Origin of the sequence: Nocardia pseudovaccinii NBRC 100343, from assembly GCF_001613225.1 — a bacterium.
Classification (GTDB): domain Bacteria; phylum Actinomycetota; class Actinomycetes; order Mycobacteriales; family Mycobacteriaceae; genus Nocardia; species Nocardia pseudovaccinii.
Window position 1 is genome coordinate 1 of sequence record NZ_BDBY01000331.1, and the last position, 17,543, is coordinate 17,543.

Consider the following 17,543-nt stretch of genomic DNA (forward strand, 5'->3'; position numbering starts at 1 on the left):
CGCCGACTCCACCATCATGCTGACCGGTCCGACTCCGGCCGCCAAGAAGGTGCTGGCCAAGGCGGGTCTGACCCTCGACGACATCGACCTGGTCGAGATCAACGAGGCCTTCGCCTCGGTGGTGCTGAAGTTCCAGAAGGATCTGCAGATCCCGGACGAGAAGCTGAACGTCAACGGCGGCGCCATCGCGATGGGCCACCCGCTCGGCGCCACCGGCGCCATGATCACCGGCACCATGGTCGACGAGCTGGAGCGCCGCAACGGCCGCTACGCGCTGGTCACCCTCTGCATCGGTGGCGGCATGGGCGTCGCCACGATCATCGAGCGCGTCTAACCCCAACCGGCAGCTGAGAATTCAAGGAGACACAGAGCTGTGAGTGAAACCAACATGATCGGTTGGGAGCAGGATTCGGACGGCATCGTCGTTTTGACGATGGACGACCCGAACCAGGGCGCCAACACGATGAACGAGCTGTACAAGACGTCGATGACCGCGACCGTCGACCGGCTCGAGGCCGAGAAGGACAGCATCACCGGCGTGGTGATCACCTCCGCGAAGAAGACCTTCTTCGCGGGCGGCGACCTGAAGAACATGATGAAGGTCGGCCCGGAAGACGGCCAGGCCCTCATGGAGGAGCTCGGCACCATCAAGTCGGCGCTGCGCCGGCTGGAGACCCTGGGCAAGCCGGTCGTCTCGGCGATCAACGGCGCCGCGCTCGGCGGTGGCCTGGAGATCACCCTGGCGACCCACTACCGGATCGCCGCGGATGTGCCGGGCGTGCAGCTCGGTCTGCCCGAGGCGACCCTTGGCCTGCTGCCCGCCGGTGGCGGTGTCATCCGCACCGTGCGGATGTTCGGCCTGCAGGGCGCGCTGATGCAGTTCCTGCTGCAGGGCAACAAGTACCGCCCCGGCAAGGCCAAGGAGATCGGCCTGATCAACGAGGTCGTCGGCTCGGTCGAGGAGCTGGTGCCCGCCGCCAAAGCGTGGATCAAGGCCAACCCCGAGGGCGGCGTGCAGCCCTGGGACAAGAAGGGCTTCAAGATCCCGGGCGGTACACCGTCTTCGCCCGCATTTGCAGCAAATCTCCCGGCCTTCCCGGCCAACCTGCGCAAGCAGCTCAAGGGCACCAACATGCCCGCACCGCGCGCCATCATGTCGGCCGCGGTCGAGGGTTCGCAGGTCGATATCGACAACGCGTCGCTGATCGAATCGCGCTACTTCGTCTCGCTGCTGACCGGCCCGGTCGCGAAGAACATGATCCAGGCGTTCTTCTTCGACCTGCAGTCGATCAACAACGGCGGTTCGCGGCCCAAGGATGTCCCGAAGAAGGAGATCCGCAAGGTCGGCGTGCTCGGCGCGGGCATGATGGGCGCGGGCATCGCCTACGTCTCGGCCAAGGCGGGCTACGAGGTCGTGCTGAAGGACGTCACCATCGAGGCGGCCGAGCGCGGCAAGAACTACTCCGAGAAGATCGAGGCCAAGGCCCTTTCCCGGGGCAAGACCACCGAGGAGAAGTCCAAGGCGCTGCTGGACCGGATCAAGCCGTCCGCGGATGCGGCCGACTTCGCCGGTGTCGACTTCGTCATCGAGGCGGTCTTCGAGAACACCGAGCTCAAGCACAAGGTGTTCCAGGAGATCGAGGACATCGTCACCCCGGACGCGCTGCTGGGCTCGAACACCTCCACCCTGCCGATCACCGGTCTGGCGACCGGTGTGAAGCGCCAGGAGGACTTCATCGGCATCCACTTCTTCTCGCCGGTCGACAAGATGCCGCTGGTGGAGATCATCAAGGGTGAGAAGACCTCCGACGAGGCGCTGGCCCGGGTGTTCGACTACACCCTCGCGATCAAGAAGACCCCGATCGTCGTCAACGACAGCCGCGGCTTCTTCACCTCGCGCGTGATCGGCACCTTCGTCAACGAGGCGATCGCCATGCTCAACGAGGGCATCGAGCCCGCGACCATCGAGCAGGCCGGTCTGCAGGCGGGCTACCCGGCCGCGCCGCTGCAGCTGTCGGACGAGCTGAACCTGACGCTGATGCAGAAGATCGCCAAGGAGACCCTGGAGGCCGCCGAGAAGGGTGACAACACCCTGGGTGTGAAGCGGCACCCGGCGCAGGATGTCATCGACTACCTGGTCGAGCAGGGTCGCCCGGGTCGCCTGGGCAAGGCCGGTTTCTACGAGTACGACGAGGACGGCAAGCGTCTCGGCCTGTGGCCGGGTCTGCGCGAGCACTTCAAGACCACCGCCGGTTTCGGTGTGCCGCTGCAGGATCTGATCGACCGCATGCTGTTCATCGAGGCGATCGAGTCCCAGAAGTGCTTCGACGAGGGTGTGCTCATCACCACCGCCGACGCCAACATCGGCTCGATCTTCGGCATCGGCTTCCCGGCCTGGACCGGTGGTGTGCACCAGTACATCGTCGGCTACCCGGGCGGCCAGGCGGCCTTCGTCGAGCGCGCCGACTATCTCGCCAAGACCTACGGCGAGCGCTTCGAGGTCCCGGCTTCGCTGCGCAAGTAGTCACGCGGTAATTCGCAACGGGCCGTAGCGACTCTTGCAGGTCGCTCGAAAAGGTCAGCCCGCCACCGCATTTCGCGGTGGCGGGCTTTCGCCGTTCGAATGCCGTTAACCTGTGCGACCGGCCTCGTCGATAGGGTGGTTGATTGTGGTCAGAAGTAGAGCGTCCCTGCTCGTAGCGACCGTCGCGCTCGCATGTGCTGTTGCCCCGGTTGCCAACGCAGCGCCGCAGCCGGTCGCGTCCGATGTCGCACCGGTGCGCATACTCGGCCAGCAGATCATTCCGTTCGACATGGACTTTCGGGGCACCACGGTCGGCGGCCTGTCCGGTATCGATTTCCAGCCGAGCACCGGCGAATATGTGTTGATCAGCGACGACAGGTCCGAGCGGGATCCGGCGCGTTTCTACACCGCGCGATTCGGCGTGGACGACAGTGGCGTCGGTCCGGTGGTGTTCACCGATACCCGCCCGCTGCGTACGCCGGACGGCTCGCTGTACGCGCCGAAGTCCTTGGATCCGGAGGAGATTCGGGTCGATCCGTGGACCGGTGGTTACTTCTGGACGCAGGAGGGTGAGCGCACCGATGCCGTGCTCGCCGACCCCTCGGTCCGAATCACCCACCCGGATGGCGCTTTCGCCGCCGAACTCCCGATTCCGGAGAACGAGCGCATGCGCCCGACCACCGGCCCGCGCCAGAATCTCGCGCTCGAGGGCGCGACCTTCGCGGCGGGTGGCGCCCTGTTCGTGACCGCCGTGGAGGGCCCGCTGCTGCAGGACGGACCTGTCGCAACGGCGAAAATCGGTGCCACTTCACGGATTACGGTCCAGGCGCGCTTCGGTCCGCTCCTTGCTCAGTACGCCTACCCGATGGAGCCGGTCTTCGCCGAGTCGAGTCCGGAGCCGGGCCAAGGCATGAACGGCATTGCCTCGATCCTGGCCGCCGATCCGCTCGATCCCACGAAATTCCTTGTCCTGGAGCGCTCTTACGTGCTCGGCGTCGGCAATAAGATCCGCATCTACGAGGCCGATACCAGTGGCGCGACCAACGTCCTCGATGCTCCGCTCGGCACCGCCCGGCCGGTCGCCAAGCGCTTGCTGGTCGACCTCGCCGATCTCGGGCTCGACCCCATCGACAATATCGAGGGCATGACCTGGGGGCCGCGCCTGCCGTCGGGGGAACGCACCCTGATCCTGGTCAGCGACAACAACTTTTCGGATAAGCAGGTCACCCAGATCGTGGCACTGGCCGTCCGGTAGCAGGTCGGCCAGCTGGCTCTTAGTTCAGCTGGGCCGCAGATCCTCCGCCGCCTGGTAGTACGCGTCCGCGGCGCGGGTGAAGTAGTCGAACAGCACTTCACGCTGTTCGGCGGAATAGCCGCCGAGGATTTCGCCGATGGCGCGGCGGGCCGGGGCCAGGATTTCGTCGAGATCTGCTGGCTTGTCGATCAATTCGACGATTACCTTGCGGCGGTCGCCGGGTACCGGGACGCGGCGGACATAGCCCGCGTCTTCCAGGCGATCGATGAGGCGGGTGGTCGGGCCGGTGGTCAGTCCACTGCGCGCGCCGAGTTCGCCGGGCGTCATGGCGCCGTTGAGTTCCAGGATGTTCAGGGCGTAGAGGTCCGTCGCACCCAGGTCGACGGCGCGCGCACCCGCCTGTCCGTGCAGCATGACCGCGCTCAGATAGCGGCGGTAGACCTCGCTCGCGTCCGGGCGCATGGCAGGTGTTGACACGGATACCTCCATTTCCTAATCTCTTCTTCAACGAAGAGACTTCTTCAATGAAGAAAGCTCTTACAAGAAGAAATCTAGCATGGAGGCAAAATGAATGCAGCGTCGCATTGCGATTCGATGAGGGGCGACGGTCAGGCGACGGGTGGGCGCAGCAATGACACCCAGGCGATCGAAGCCGTACTCGCGGAATTGGTCGATGCATGGGGCCGCGGCGATGCCGACGCCTACGGCACCGTCTTCACCGAAGACGCCACCTACACAAGCTTTCTCGGCACCCTCTATCGCGGCCGCGCCGATATCGTCGCCTCGCATCGCGCCCTGTTCGGCAGCGTCCTGAAGGGCACCCGGCTCGCCGACGACATCGTCGACATCCGCTTCTACGGCCCGGATACCGCCGTGGTCAACAGTCACGGCGACACCTACAAGGGCAAGCCCAAGCAGCTCACCAAGACCCAGACCTACACCATGGTCCGCCGCGGCGGCCGCTGGCTGATCGCCGCCTTCCAGAACACCAAACGCAACAAGCTGATGGAACGCATCACCTACCTGTCCACCCCCGCCGCCCGCCCCGCCACCGAGCGCTGAACCCCCACTGCCCCAAAGGATCCGCCATGAACGCCCCCGCACCCCGCAATCGCCGCCGCATCGTCTCCCGCGTCCTGGCCGCCACCGCCATCACCCTCGGTGTCGCCGCGGGCGGCGGTTACCTCTGGCTGGACCAGACCTCGGACGTGCACAACCTCGGCACGACCGCCTGCACCACCGTCACCACGCCTGCCCCGCAGTCGGCCCGGGAAATCTGCGATCTGCTCGACCAACTCACCGACGCCTGGGGTCGCGGCGATGCCGACGCCTACGGCGCTCTGTTCACCGAGGATGCCACCTACACCAGTTTCGTCGGCACCTACTACCAGGGGCGCGCCGATATCGTCGAGGGCCACCGCGCCTTGTTCAAGGGCTTCAAGAAGGGCACCGAGCTCACCGATTCGATTCTCGGCATCCGCTTCTACGGCCCGGATACCGCCGTCGTCACCAGTCGCGGCGATACCTACAAGGGCGACCCGAAACAACCCGAGGAGCTGTCGAAAACGCAGACCTACACCATGGTTCGCCAAGACGGTCGCTGGTTGATCGCCGCATTCCAGAACACGCAGCGCAAGAATGTCATGGAGCGGATCTCGTTTCTCTACCATCCGGCGACCAGGCCCGCCGCCGAGCGCTGAGGGGTCGCAGCCACGCTGTTTCGAAAGCCACCCACTCCGGTTGATACCGCGCTACGTTGGAGTATGCGTGACATATCGGGCATCGCGAGATCGTTTCGCGATGTCCGATGTCCGTGTGTTTCTCGGTCGCCGGTGACGCCGATTCGATGTGAATTCGAGGTGGTCACGTGAATCCACAGATGCGTTCGGGCAAGGCAAACGCCGAATCGACTTCGGCCGAATCGGACACACAGCGGCATGCGCCCATCGATATCGTCGACGAGCTGGAGGCAATGGGCCTGTCGGGTGCGGTCGAGATCGGCCGGGGCGGGTTCGGAGTGGTGTACCGCTGCGTCCAGTACGCATTGGACCGGGTGGTCGCGGTCAAGGTGCTCTCCTCGGAGATCGATGCCGAGAGCCGGGAACGGTTCCTGCGCGAGGAGCAGGCGATGGGCCGGTTGTCCGGCCATCCGAATATCGTCGACATCCTGCAGGTCGATGTCACCCCGACCGGCCAGCCGTTCATCGTGATGCCCTTCTGCACCCGGGGCTCGCTCGAACAGCTCATTCGGGAGCAGGGTCCGCTCACCTGGGCGGATTCCCTGCGGGCCGGGGTGAAGCTGGCGGGTGCGATCGAGAGCGCGCATCGGGCCCAGGTCCTGCATCGGGACGTCAAACCGGCGAACGTCCTGCTCAGCGCCTACGGCGAACCACAACTGACCGATTTCGGAATCGCCAGGATCCCGGGAGGTTTCCGCACCTCCAGCAGGCTGATCACGGGCTCACCCGCCTTCACCGCGCCCGAGGTGCTCAAGGGCGACGAGCCGACCGTGCTCTCCGATGTATACGGACTCGGCTCTACGCTGTTCGCCCTGCTGACCGGCCATGCCGCCTTCGAACGGCAATCGGGGGAGAAGGTGGTCGCGCAATTCCTGCGGATCACCACCCAGCCGGTGCCGGATCTGCACGGCAACGACATTCCCGACGATGTCGCCGATGCCATCCAGCATGCGATGGACACCGATCCAGGTAACCGGCCCGTGTCGGCCTTCGAGTTCGGTGAGATGCTGCGCACGGTGCAGCGCGAGCACGATCAGATGCCCGATGAGATGGCGCTGCTGGATACCTCGGAGGTGGCGCCGGATGAGACGGAACATCCGAACGCGGCCGAGGTGACGGTAACGCGACCGGCGGTGACCGCACGCCGTAGTTGGCCGTTGACATTGCGTCCCGCGGTCTCCCAGCATCCGGCCAACTCGACCTCGGTCGCGCCGACACTGCCCCCGACAGCGACGACGAAATTCCGCCCGCCGACCCCGGCCCGCGAGCCGGTGCCGCGCCCGCGCCTGCTGGACACGCTGCGCGCCGGTGGCCGCCGCCGACTCGCGGTCATCCACGCACCGGCCGGATTCGGCAAGAGCACGGTGGCCGCGCAGTGGCGCAATGAGCTGACCGATGGCGGGGTCCCGGTGGCCTGGCTCGGTGTAGACCGGGACGACGACAACGAGATCTGGTTCCTGGCCCACCTCATCCAGGCGATCCGCCGGGTTCGTCCGGATATCGGCGAGGGTTTGGACCAGGTGCTCGAGGAACGGCCCGCTGACGCGGTCGCCTATGTCATCTCCACGTTGATCGATGAGATCCACGCCAGCGGAACCACCGTCGTGGTGATCGTGGACGACTGGCACCGGGTCGGCGATGCGGGTGCGCGGCGGGCGATGGATGCGTTGCTGGACAACGGATGTCACCACTTGCGCTTCGTGGTGACCAGTCGGGAGCAGTCGGGTCTGCCGACCAGTCGGATGCGGGTGCACGACGAATTGGTCGAGATAGGCTCCTCGGCGTTGCGCCTGACCACCGAGGAGACCAAGGAAATCCTGGTGCAGCGCAACGGATTCGCGCTCACCGATGACCAGATCGAGGAAATCCATACGACCACCGACGGCTGGCCTGCCGCAGTCCAGCTGGTGAGTTTGTCGTTGCGCGGCAATGTCGATCCGGATCGATTGATCTCGAGTCTGGCCGAGGGCAGTCACGGCATCCGCGAGTATCTCGCCGAAAACGTCCTGGACACCCTCGAACCCAAGATGCTCGACTTCCTGACCTCGATCTCGATCACCGAGCGGGTCAGCGGTTCGCTGGCCTCGGCGCTTTCGGAGGACCCGGGCGGCGAATCGATGCTCGAGCAGGCCGAACAGCGCGAGTTGTTCGTCCGGCGCATCGCCCATGATCCCGAGTGGTTCCGGATGCAGCCGCTGTTCGCCGAACATCTGCGGGCGCGGTTGGAGCGGGCCGATCCGAGCAAGCTGCGGGCATTGCACCGCAAGGCATCTCGCTGGTACGCCGAACACAATTTGCTGCGCAAGTCGGTCGATCACGCGCTGGCGGCGACGGATCTGAAAATGGCGCTGGATCTGCTCGAGAGCGGCGGCATGGACCTCATCGATAAGTCCCGCCTCGCGACGCTGCTCGGGACGGTATCGAAACTGCCGGTGCAGCAGGTTGCTTCTCGATCCAAACTGCTGATGGCCGTGGCCAGGGCGAATGTGAATCTGCAGCAGCCCGCCGCGGCGCGCGCGGCCCTGGGCCGCTTGTCCAATGTGCTGGCGCGGGGGTCGTCCGCCGATGCCGATGTGAACCGGCAGCGCTGTCAGGCGGCGGTGCTCGCGGCTTCGGATCAGATCGCGCGCGACCACACCGAAGGCGTGCTCGACCGGGTGGCCGAGTGCCTGGAGAAGCCGGATGAGCTGCCCGCCTGGACCGTATCGACTGCCGCTAATCTGACCTCCTTCGTGCGCTTGTGCGAATTCGACTTCGACGGGGCGCGCGAAATCCAGGAATGGGCGGCGCCGTATCACGCTCGATCCAAGGATCCGCTCGGCGAAGTCTTCGGACTGTGCGGCAAGGGCGCTGCGGCCTATGAACAGCTCGATATCGCCACTGCCACAAGCTGTTTCCAGCAGGCGTGGGAGACCGCACGGCAGCGGTCGGGACCGCGCTCCGATGCGGTGCGGGTGGCCGCGGCGCTGCTCGGCGAAATGAGTTACCGCCGAGGCGATCTGGATACCGCCGATCGGCTGTTCGACGACAGTCATCAGCTGGTCACCCGGGTCGGGCCGGTGGACTTCCTGATCTCCACCTTCGTGGTCGGTGCCAGGGTCAAGGCCGCGCTCGGCGATCTGTACACCGCCACGGCTCGGCTGGACGAGGGCGATCGAATCGCGGCCGATAACAGACTGATCCGGCTCGCCGCGCATATTCGCGCCGAGCGGCTGCGCCTTGGACTGCTGACCGATACCGCGGCTCGGCGGGTCGCCGACGCCGCGACCGGATACGAATCGGATATCTCCGGAACCATCCACCAGGCCCATCGGATGACGGGCGCGGCGGCGCTGGCCGCCGAGGCGGAGGAGATCGCGGCGATCCGCGCGCTGCTGTCCGAACGTCAGCTGCGCGCCGACGATCGCGCGGTGCGCCGGGCCCGCGCGCTGCACGCTCGGATGGTCGAACAGCACCGTCCCCGTGCGGAATTGGATACCGCACTGCTGCTCGCTGAATCTCTGGCCGCCTCCGGCTGGGTCGGCGAGGCCACCGGACTGCTGCTGCCCGCAGCGGCCACCTGCGCCGAACACGGCTGGACCATGCCGCTTTTGGATGCGGGCCCCGGTGTGCTCGGCATTCTGCGCGTGCTGCGCACCGAAGCGCGTGCGACACCGGGACAATCCGGCGAAACGACGCTGCCCGCCCTATTCCTGGATGAACTCCTGGGTTAGGACGGGCAGTTTCGGTCGTTGCTTACGGCTGCCACCACGGACGCAGCGGCAGACCCGATTCGCCGTTCGGGCCGAGCTTGACGCCGAGCACCTGGTGCAGCTGAACCACATTGCGCTGGAAGCCGAGTCGGCAACCGGCCATGTACAGGCCCCACACCTTCGCGGTGCCCTCGCCGACCTCTTCGACGCAGGCATCCCAGTTGGCGACCAGATTCTTACACCACTCGTGCAGGGTGAGCGCGTAGTGCTCGCGCAGGTTCTCCTCGTGAATCACCTCGAGGCCGATGTTCTGGATCTCGGAGATGATCCGGCCGGAGCCGATCAGCTCGCCGTCCGGGAAGACGTAGCGGTCGATGAAGTCACCGGCCTTGGTGGTCCGGGTATTGTCCGGCCTGGTGATGCAGTGATTCAGGAACAGGCCACCGTCGCGCAGCTTGCTCTTGATGTATTCGAAGTAGAACGGGTAGTTGTGCACCCCGATGTGCTCGGTCAGGCCGATCGAGGAGACGGCGTCGAAGTCGACCTCCGGAATATCGCGGTAGTCGGAATGCCGCACTTCGGCGAGGTCGGACAGACCCTCTTCGGCGATCTTCTGCTGCGCCCATTCCGCCTGCTCCGCGGATAGGGTCGCGCCGATGACCTCGACGCCGCGCTTGGCCGCGTAGCGGACCATGCCGCCCCAGCCGCAGCCGATATCCAGCAGCCGGTCGCCCTCCTTCAGCCGCAGCTTGTCGAAGACCAAGCGGTACTTGTTCTCCTGGGCCTGCTCCAGCGTCCAGTTCTCGTCCCCGTAGGTCGCGCAGGTGTAGGTCATCGAGGGGCCGAGGACGTATTCGTAGAAGGTGTTGGAGACGTCGTAGTGGTGATGGATGGCCTCGGCATCGCGAGTCTTGGAGTGCCGCAGGCCCTCCAGCGCGATCCGGCGCCAGCGCGGCAGCGTCTCCTGCGGTGGCGGTGCGATCGGCTTGAGCCGCTCCCAGCCGAGCGAGCGGGCAATGGTGACCAGCGCGAGCGCCGACGGACGACGGAACTTCAGCCCGTCCATCGCCCGGAGAATGTCATACGGGTCGCCGGGGTGCACGCCGGTGGCCGTCATATCGCCTGCGATGTAGGCGCGGGCCATGCCGAGATCACCCGGCGCGGTGGCCAGGTAGTTGATCCCGCGCGGGGACTTGATCTCCAGGGTGTATTCCGAATCCTCCGGCCCGGTCGCGCTGCCGTCGTAGGCGGTCAGCCGAATCGGAACATCGCCGTCGATCAGCGTCTCGAAGATCTCGGCAATGCTGAGTTTTGTCCCGAGGTCCGCGAAGACATCGGAACGGTCCTTGAATGTAGTCATTTGCGTTGCACCGCCTTCGAATACAAATCCAGCAGTCGCTGGTCCGGGTCGTAGCGCTTCTTCAATTCGGTGTAGGTCTCGCCGCCGTACAGGGCCGCGAATTCATCCTTGCCGTAATACGAATCCGAGTACAGGGATTTGTGCCCGTCGAACTCGGTGACGGTCTGCTCGATCGCGCGGTTGGCCTTGCCTTCCTGCTGACCTGCGGCGGTCGGCACCGCAGACCAGAATCCGACATTGACGTAGGTACGGTTCGGCTGCAGCGGATACAGCGGCCATGGACGCCCCGTTGCCGATGCGTCGTCTTCGCGCAGTCGCAGCGGGCACAGCCAGATCGGTTCGATCGGAATTTCGCGCAGGAACCATTCGACGAAATCCGCGGTCCGCTCGACCGGAACCTCGATGTCCTGCACCACACGCTCGCGCGGCGGATTACCCTGGCGGGCCTCCAGTTTGTCGCCGATATCGTACTTGTGATCGAGTGCGATGAGCTTCCAATAGAAGCTGCTGCGCCGGTAGCGCTTCGGCCAGAAGCGGCGGATCTTCGGGTTCTGGGCGCCGAAGGCGCGTGAACACCAGAACCAGTCGGTGTCCCAGCGCCAGAGATAGTCGTGGATGCTCAGCCGGTCGCGTTTGGGCCGGTCGGAGTCGTGCTGGATGGACCGGTAGTAGATGTCCATGCCGGTGTAGTCGCTGACCGGGCCGGGCTCGTCGGTCTGTCGGCCGAGTGTCAGATAGCTCTCGTCGGCGGTGAAGACCACGCCGTCGAGGTAGTCGACGCGTTCGCCGTCGTAGGTCTTGTCCGTGACGATCCGGGCGAGGGTGGACTCGAGCTCGCGCAGGTCGTGGCAGCGGACGTGGCGCAGCGCCACATAGGGCTGGACGGTCTCCAGCTCGATCTTCAGGCGGACCGAATAGCCCAGGGTGCCGTAGGAGTTCGGAAAGCCGCGGAACAGGTCGGCGTGCTCGCCATCCGGTGTCGCGGTGATGATCTCGCCCGCTCCGGTCAGCACGTCCATCTCCAGCACCGACTCGTGCGGCAGACCGCTGCGGAACGAGCTGGATTCGATGCCGAGGCCGGTGACCGCGCCGCCGAGGGTGATCGTCTTGAGCTGCGGCACCACCAGCGGGGCCAGGCCGTAGGGCAGTGTGGCGGCGACCAGATCCTCGTAGGTGGTCATCCCGGCGACGTCGGCGGTTTTGGCTTCCGCGTCCACCGCGATGACCTTGGCGAGGCCGGAGACATCCAGGCCGGGCGCGGTGCTCTTGGCCCTGGCCCGGAACAGATTCGAGGTCTTCTTCGCCAGTCGCACGTTGGCGTTCGCGGGTATCGCGCGATAACTGGCCAACAGTCGGTCCACACCCGCTCGATGCGCGGCGAACCCTGATTCGTGTGCGGCCGATGCGGGCCCGGCCTTCCCCAACAGACTCACTGCCACTCCTCGACGCTAGTACGCACCGGTAACACAAGCCACTGCGAGGTCACCGACGAGGGATAAATGTCACGCATCTGTTGCATCGGGAATACCCAGGACTCGCCGTGTCAGTCCGGCGGTGGTCCGGGCGGTTTCGAACACCCGCTTCGCACGACATATTGCATGGATCCCCTCCGGCGCAATCTGATCGGGAAGCCTAACAGTGCAGACCGGTCGGCGCGCGGTGATCAACAGGACCGACCTGGTCGCCGCGCAGCGGCGGGGACAGGGCAGGATAGGGGCAAATCACTGCCCGGACAAGGAGCTCATCGTGGGACAGGTCAGCGCCAGCAGTTCGATCGCCGTCGCGGCGGATCCGCAGCGCGCACTCGAGGCCATCGCGGATTACGAGAAGGTGCGTCCGCGCATCCTCTCCGCGCACTACCGCGACTACAAGGTGGTCGAGGGCGGTCAGGGCGCGGGCACCGTCGCCGAATGGACCCTGCAGGCCACCGAGAAGCGGTCCCGCGACATCCACGCGGTCGTGTCGGTCTCGGATTCCATCGTGACCGAACGTGATTCGAATTCGACGCTGGTCAACACCTGGACGGTGACGCCGGACGGCACGGGTTCGCAGGTCACGCTGCGCACGTCGTGGAAGGGTGCGGGCGGTATCGCGGGAATCTTCGAGGGCATCTTCGCGCCGTTGGGGCTGAAGAAGATTCAGGCCGAGGTGCTCGCGAACCTGCAGCGCGAACTCTCCTGAGATAGCAGGGAAGGCCCGACACGCGTCGGGCCTTCTTCTCATCCGGCCGCGATATCGAAGAGATTGCCCTCCGGATCGGCCAGCGTCGCCCATTGCGTGCCGTACTCGTCGAAATCACCGATGTGCTTGGCGCCGAGGCCGATCGCGCGATCGATCTGATCGCGCCAGTCCGCGGCCTTCAGGTCCAGGTGGATCACATTCTTGCCGGGCGTCTTGTCCGGCACCTGGATGAACATCAGCACCGGCGCCACACCTTCGGCCATCCCGACCGTCGCGAACTCCGGGCTCGCGTTCTCGTCCAGCGGACGGTTCAACAGCTCGGACCAGAAACCGGCGAGCGTCGCGGCGTGGGCACAGTCGAAGGTGATATGCCCGATCGTGAGTGTCATTGCGGTTCTCCCTCTTTCAGAGCCGACCGATCGGCCAGCAGACTTCGGTGCGGTAGGCGTTTGGGTCGTCGATTTCGCCCGGACCGAGGACGTACAGCTCGCGGACGGGTTCGGCGAGCGAAGTGTCGTGTTCGGCGACATGGCTGCCGAGGGCGCCGTAGGTGCGGTCGAAATCGTCGAACGGGCCCGAGTGCACGGTGATCGCGAACCGGCGCGCTGGCAGTTCGATGATCGAGAGTTCGCTCGGTAGCGCAATCCGCGGGTCGGCGGCTGGAATCGGGATGAACGCGGCGACCTCGCCCGCGTCTTCCTCGAAGAATTCCATCGAATAGGTCGCGCCGTCGACACCGGCGGGCGCGATATTCGTCGCGGCCAACGTCTCGTGCAGCAGCGGAAATGCCGCGGCGCACCAGTCGCCGATCGCATCTCGGCCCACCGAATCGACGTATGCGAGCGCCGGAAATGCCGCGATCGACCGGTATTCGACGGCGATCGGCGCGGCCGGTGTGAGCAGTGAGCGCAGCGAAGCAACCACCGACTGCGTGCGCCGCAACTCCGCTTCCATGCGTTCGAGATGCGCCCGCAAGGCGGTATCCCGGGACTCGGCATCCGGCGCCGCCAGCACCGCCTTGATCTCCGGCAGCGGCATATCCAGCCCCCGCAGCCGACGGATCAGATGCGCTTTCGCGACCTGAGCGACCGAATACCGCCGATACCCCGACCCAGCATCGATCGCGACCGGTTCCAGCAACTCGACCTCGTGGTAGTACCGCAGCGTCTTCACACTGAGATACGTCAACCTCGCGAACTCCCCGATCGACACTGTCGCTGCCATATCTCACAGCGAACACCCTCCAGCTACAGGAGAGTCAAGGACCCGCGAATTTCGTGCCGGACACGGATCGCACCCATGCGAGATTGTGCGGTCGATCTCGGATGTGGCGCTGTCGCGATCGACGAGTCGTGGCGCGATTTCGACTGACCCACTCGACGCTCGCCGCTGATCATTTGTCCTTGATCGCCCTCGGCGTGCTGCGATCCCGCGGAGCCGCACCGATCGACGGGCCACTTCGGGCTGTACGAGGTGCGCGTCGTTTTCGGCGTCGACGGCGCGGTCGGGCGAGTTGGCTACGGTTTGATCGGCAGCGCGCCAACCGTTCGCTGACGTGGTCGCGCGGCTTCCTGAAGAACACGTGGGGCCGGGCCGGATTCCGGGGCCGAAGCGACGTGCCGCAGCGACTTCTTCGGGCCCCAGTACGCTGGCCGCGTGAGCTACGACCACGTCTTGTTGCCGTCCGGTGTCGCGATGACGATCGCGCAGGTCGACGCGTATCTGGCCACCCAGCAGGGGCGACCCGAGACGGAACCGGTCGTGGCGATGGCGGCGGAGCTGAACAGGCGCAATGCCGAACTACCCGAGCAGGATGGATTCCTGAGCACGGTTCCGGTCGGCGGCGCGGCGACCGGTGCGGTACTGCACGTACCGTGCCCGTACGACGCGATCGGATTCCTCCGGCAGTTGCTGTTCGAGATCGCGACACCGCTGAACTACGCCGTCTACGATCCGCAGCTGGCCTGGCTGATGGATCCGGCCGGACATGTGCCCGCGCTGGTCACCCACGGTGGCGCGGGCGAGTTCCCCTATTTGACGAAAGCCCTTGCCGACCAGTGGATTTCCGAGCTGGCCCCGCCGAATCCGTATCTGGTCGTCGAACGTGACGAGCAGGTCTACATTCAGACCTATCGCGACAAGTCCGGAACATTCACCCTCGAATATCGAGATGGCGCCCCGGAGAAGCACTTCGGCATCACTGTCACCGACCCGCAGACCGTCGCGGACCTGATCTGGGATTGGGCGATCGACGACCGCACCCGGCTGCAGGCGCTGCCCTGGAGTCGAATCACCGTCTGACGCTTACTGATTCTGGACCGCCAGCCGACCGGCCAGGGCAATGAACGAGACCCCGAATACCCGGCGCATCCAGGTGACCACGGCGGGCCGGGAAATCACCTGGTTGCGTACGGCGGCCGCGCAGGCGCCGTAGACCGCGAAGACCACGAAGGTGGCGAGCATGAACAGCCCGCTCAGTTCGAGCATGCGCGCCAACGCATTCGGCGCACTGGTCGGCACGAACTGGGGCAGGAAGGCGAAGAAGAAGATCGTCAGCTTCGGGTTGAGGATATTGAGCAGTACCGCCGAGGTGATCACCTGCCGGGCCGATGGCGTTGCGGTCTCTTCCTCGGGCACGGCCAGTGCCCCCTTGTCCCGGAACGTATTCCACGCCATGTACAGCAGGTAGGCGACACCGAGATACTTCAGCGTCTGGAAGGCGACGGCACTCGCATTGAGCAGTGCGGCCAGTCCGGTGACGGCCGCGATCATGTGCGGAATGATGCCGAGCGTGCAGCCGAAGGCCGCTATCACGCTGGCCTTCGTCCCCCGGGAAAGTCCGGCCGCCAGTGTGAACAGCACGCCGGTGCCGGGTGTGGCGACGATGACGAGCGTGGTCAGCAAGAACTCGATGCTCATCCCCGACACAGTAACCCGTGCCCGGCCGAACGCAAGCTACAGTGCCCGCCTACCTGATAGCGCACGGCCGAGAGTGAGTTCGTCGGCGAATTCGAGATCGCCGCCCATCGGCAGACCGGATGCCAGACGCGTCACCGACAAGCCCGGAAAATCGCGCAGCATCCGCACCAGGTAGGTGGCCGTTGCCTCGCCCTCGGTATTCGGGTCGGTCGCGATGATCACCTCGCTGACATCGACGCCGTCCTCCTGATTGCCGATGCGCGCCAACAGCTCTCGAATGCGCAGCTGATCCGGCCCGATGCCGCTGAGCGGATCGAGCGCGCCGCCGAGCACGTGATAGCGCCCGCGGAATTCGCGAGTGCGCTCGATGGCCTGCACATCTTTCGGCTCCTCGACCACGCAGATCATGGTGCGGTCGCGGCGCGGATCCGAACAGATGCGGCACATTTCGTTATCCGAGACCGTGCCGCAGACAATGCAGAACTGCACGCCGTCGCGCACCTTCTGCAAAGCGGCCTGCAGCCGGTCGATGTCGGGCGGCTCGACCTGGAGCAGATGAAATGCGATGCGCTGCGCGCTTTTCGGACCGACGCCGGGCAACTTGCCCAATTCGTCGATCAGATCCTGGACCGGGCCCTCGTACAAAGACGTCCCCGGATCAGAAGTCGGGCAGACCCGGCAGCGACCCGCCACCGGCCAGCGGGCCGAGCCGCTCGGCAGCGAGCTGCTGCGCGTTGGACATGGCGTCGTTGACCGCGCCGATCACCAGATCCTGCAGCCCCTCGACATCGTCGGGGTCTACGATCTTCGGATCGATGCTCAGGGCGACGACCTCGCCGGTCGCCTTGATGGTGACCTGAACCAGGCCGCCACCGGCCTGCCCCTGCACCTCGGTCGCCGCGATCTCGGCCTGGGCCTGCATCACCGCCTGCTGCATCTGCTGCGCCTGGGCGAGTAATTGCTGCATATCGAACTGACCACCGGGCTGCACGGCTTGTTCCTCTCTGCGGAAAGTGTCGTCGCCCAGCCTAGTGGGCGCGGCAACCGCGGTGCCCGCAGCCCCGAGCCGCCAGATAACAGTTCGATTTTCAATCAGATGTCTGCGAGGCCACCGTCTTACGATCGATACCGGGTCGGGGACCCGGGTGTGGTGAGTTCTGGAGACAGCAATGCGCGCAAACCGAGTTATTTTCATGGGCACCGCGGTGCTCACACTGGGATTTCCCAGTCTGTTCCTGGGGGCAGGCCTCGCCGCCGCCGACTCCGGCATCGTCGACCCCGAGGTTGCCGACACCGAGGTCGTCGACACGGCGGTGGACTATGGCGGCGGGTGCGTCCTGTATCCCGACAATCCGGCCGCCACCATCGACTCGCTGCGGTCGCGCTGCTCGGCCGAACAGCAGGACGCGATCTTTCGCAACGCTCCCCGCGGCGAGGTGCCGAGGGGAGTTACGAACGGCTGGGTGACCAGGCCGCCCATCATGGAGGTGGTGGCCCCGGCCTTGTGGATCGGTAAGACGTTCTACACCGGCCCCGACGGTGGCTTTCTGGTGAACCGGGTCACCCAGGCGGGCCTCGAGGCCTGGCAGGCCGATGTCTACACCGCACCCGCGATCACCGATGGCGGGCCGACTTGGGCGTTGAACTATGCCCCGTCACCGACCCCGCAGGTCTACGACGAGATCCGCGAGATCACGCCCAATGTCTGGTTCGGCTACTCCTGGTGGCGCGGTTACTTCCAGACCACCTTGCTGCTCACCTTCGCGTTGACCTACTAGTTCGGGCGGTGCGCGTGACATCCCGTGCGGCGCAGGCGCAGCCTCCGGCAATGTCACCGCAGTCGACGACGAACGCGTGCCGTGCGTGGGCGAGA

General features: G+C 65.5%; 16 protein-coding genes and 1 pseudogene. 9 read left to right on the plus strand and 8 right to left on the minus strand.

What is annotated here, in order from left to right:
• The 3 genes and pseudogenes from NP3_RS36890 to NP3_RS36900 form a co-directional block, all read left to right on the plus strand.
• A pseudogene (locus NP3_RS36890) lies at positions 1-334 on the plus strand (acetyl-CoA C-acyltransferase); the annotation flags it as partial.
• A 39-nt stretch (positions 335-373) separates the two neighbouring features.
• Positions 374-2,524, plus strand: coding sequence for a 3-hydroxyacyl-CoA dehydrogenase NAD-binding domain-containing protein (locus tag NP3_RS36895; protein ID WP_063046351.1), 2,151 nt, complete (start codon positions 374-376; stop codon positions 2,522-2,524).
• Positions 2,525-2,669: 145 nt separating this feature from the next.
• Entirely contained in the window at positions 2,670-3,779 is a 1,110-nt protein-coding gene (locus NP3_RS36900; RefSeq protein WP_218025002.1) for an esterase-like activity of phytase family protein, read from the plus strand.
• A gap of 24 nt (positions 3,780-3,803) precedes the next feature.
• On the opposite strand, the gene NP3_RS36905 is transcribed toward NP3_RS36900, so the two are convergent.
• Entirely contained in the window at positions 3,804-4,256 is a 453-nt protein-coding gene (locus NP3_RS36905; protein ID WP_218007503.1) for a MarR family winged helix-turn-helix transcriptional regulator, read from the minus strand.
• 90 nt (positions 4,257-4,346) lie between these two features.
• Between NP3_RS36905 and NP3_RS36910 the strand changes: the two genes are divergently transcribed.
• The 3 genes from NP3_RS36910 to NP3_RS36920 all read left to right on the plus strand — a co-directional run bounded on the left by NP3_RS36910 (position 4,347) and on the right by NP3_RS36920 (position 9,231).
• On the plus strand, positions 4,347-4,841 hold the full coding sequence (locus tag NP3_RS36910; RefSeq protein ID WP_245721261.1) for an SgcJ/EcaC family oxidoreductase: 495 nt from the start codon (positions 4,347-4,349) through the stop codon (positions 4,839-4,841).
• A 26-nt stretch (positions 4,842-4,867) separates the two neighbouring features.
• A complete protein-coding gene (locus NP3_RS36915; protein ID WP_084509497.1) occupies positions 4,868-5,479 on the plus strand; it encodes an SgcJ/EcaC family oxidoreductase in 612 nt (203 codons plus the stop codon).
• Positions 5,480-5,646: 167 nt separating this feature from the next.
• Positions 5,647-9,231 (plus strand): protein kinase domain-containing protein, encoded by a 3,585-nt coding sequence (locus NP3_RS36920; RefSeq protein WP_063046353.1) that lies wholly within the window; start codon positions 5,647-5,649, stop codon positions 9,229-9,231.
• Between the two features lie 22 nt (positions 9,232-9,253).
• Here the strand turns inward: NP3_RS36920 and NP3_RS36925 are convergent, their stop codons facing one another.
• Together NP3_RS36925 and NP3_RS36930 are read right to left on the minus strand one after the other, a co-directional pair.
• Complete coding sequence (locus tag NP3_RS36925; RefSeq protein WP_063046354.1) at positions 9,254-10,570, minus strand: class I SAM-dependent methyltransferase; 1,317 nt, start codon at positions 10,568-10,570, stop codon at positions 9,254-9,256.
• Positions 10,567-12,003, minus strand: a complete 1,437-nt coding sequence (locus tag NP3_RS36930) for an FAD-binding oxidoreductase (RefSeq protein WP_063046355.1) — start codon at positions 12,001-12,003, stop codon at positions 10,567-10,569. The genes NP3_RS36925 and NP3_RS36930 overlap by 4 nt, the downstream gene beginning before the upstream one ends.
• Positions 12,004-12,316: 313 nt before the next feature.
• Between NP3_RS36930 and NP3_RS36935 the strand changes: the two genes are divergently transcribed.
• Positions 12,317-12,751, plus strand: a complete 435-nt coding sequence (locus tag NP3_RS36935; RefSeq protein WP_063046370.1) for an SRPBCC family protein — start codon at positions 12,317-12,319, stop codon at positions 12,749-12,751.
• Positions 12,752-12,789: 38 nt separating this feature from the next.
• On the opposite strand, the gene NP3_RS36940 is transcribed toward NP3_RS36935, so the two are convergent.
• Together NP3_RS36940 and NP3_RS36945 are read right to left on the minus strand one after the other, a co-directional pair.
• Entirely contained in the window at positions 12,790-13,140 is a 351-nt protein-coding gene (locus NP3_RS36940) for a VOC family protein (protein WP_063046356.1), read from the minus strand.
• Between the two features lie 16 nt (positions 13,141-13,156).
• The gene (locus NP3_RS36945; protein ID WP_063046357.1) at positions 13,157-13,975 is read right to left on the minus strand and encodes a MerR family transcriptional regulator; all 819 of its coding nucleotides are present in this window, start codon (positions 13,973-13,975) and stop codon (positions 13,157-13,159) included.
• 432 nt (positions 13,976-14,407) lie between these two features.
• Here NP3_RS36945 and NP3_RS36950 point away from each other — a divergent pair, with 432 nt between their 5' ends.
• Positions 14,408-15,052 (plus strand): hypothetical protein, encoded by a 645-nt coding sequence (locus NP3_RS36950; protein WP_063046358.1) that lies wholly within the window; start codon positions 14,408-14,410, stop codon positions 15,050-15,052.
• Between the two features lie 3 nt (positions 15,053-15,055).
• Here NP3_RS36950 and NP3_RS36955 read toward each other — a convergent pair whose 3' ends face one another.
• Genes NP3_RS36955 through NP3_RS36965 form a run of 3 tightly spaced genes read right to left on the minus strand, consistent with a single transcriptional unit; the run spans position 15,056 to position 16,661 of the window.
• On the minus strand, positions 15,056-15,670 hold the full coding sequence (locus tag NP3_RS36955; RefSeq protein ID WP_063046359.1) for a LysE family translocator: 615 nt from the start codon (positions 15,668-15,670) through the stop codon (positions 15,056-15,058).
• Positions 15,671-15,706: 36 nt separating this feature from the next.
• Positions 15,707-16,315, minus strand: a complete 609-nt coding sequence (recR, locus tag NP3_RS36960; protein WP_040685989.1) for a recombination mediator RecR — start codon at positions 16,313-16,315, stop codon at positions 15,707-15,709.
• Between the two features lie 13 nt (positions 16,316-16,328).
• Positions 16,329-16,661 (minus strand): YbaB/EbfC family nucleoid-associated protein, encoded by a 333-nt coding sequence (locus tag NP3_RS36965; protein WP_084509499.1) that lies wholly within the window; start codon positions 16,659-16,661, stop codon positions 16,329-16,331.
• A 178-nt stretch (positions 16,662-16,839) separates the two neighbouring features.
• Between NP3_RS36965 and NP3_RS36970 the strand changes: the two genes are divergently transcribed.
• The gene (locus NP3_RS36970; protein WP_063046361.1) at positions 16,840-17,448 is read left to right on the plus strand and encodes a hypothetical protein; all 609 of its coding nucleotides are present in this window, start codon (positions 16,840-16,842) and stop codon (positions 17,446-17,448) included.
• The last annotated feature ends 95 nt before the right edge of the window (positions 17,449-17,543 follow it).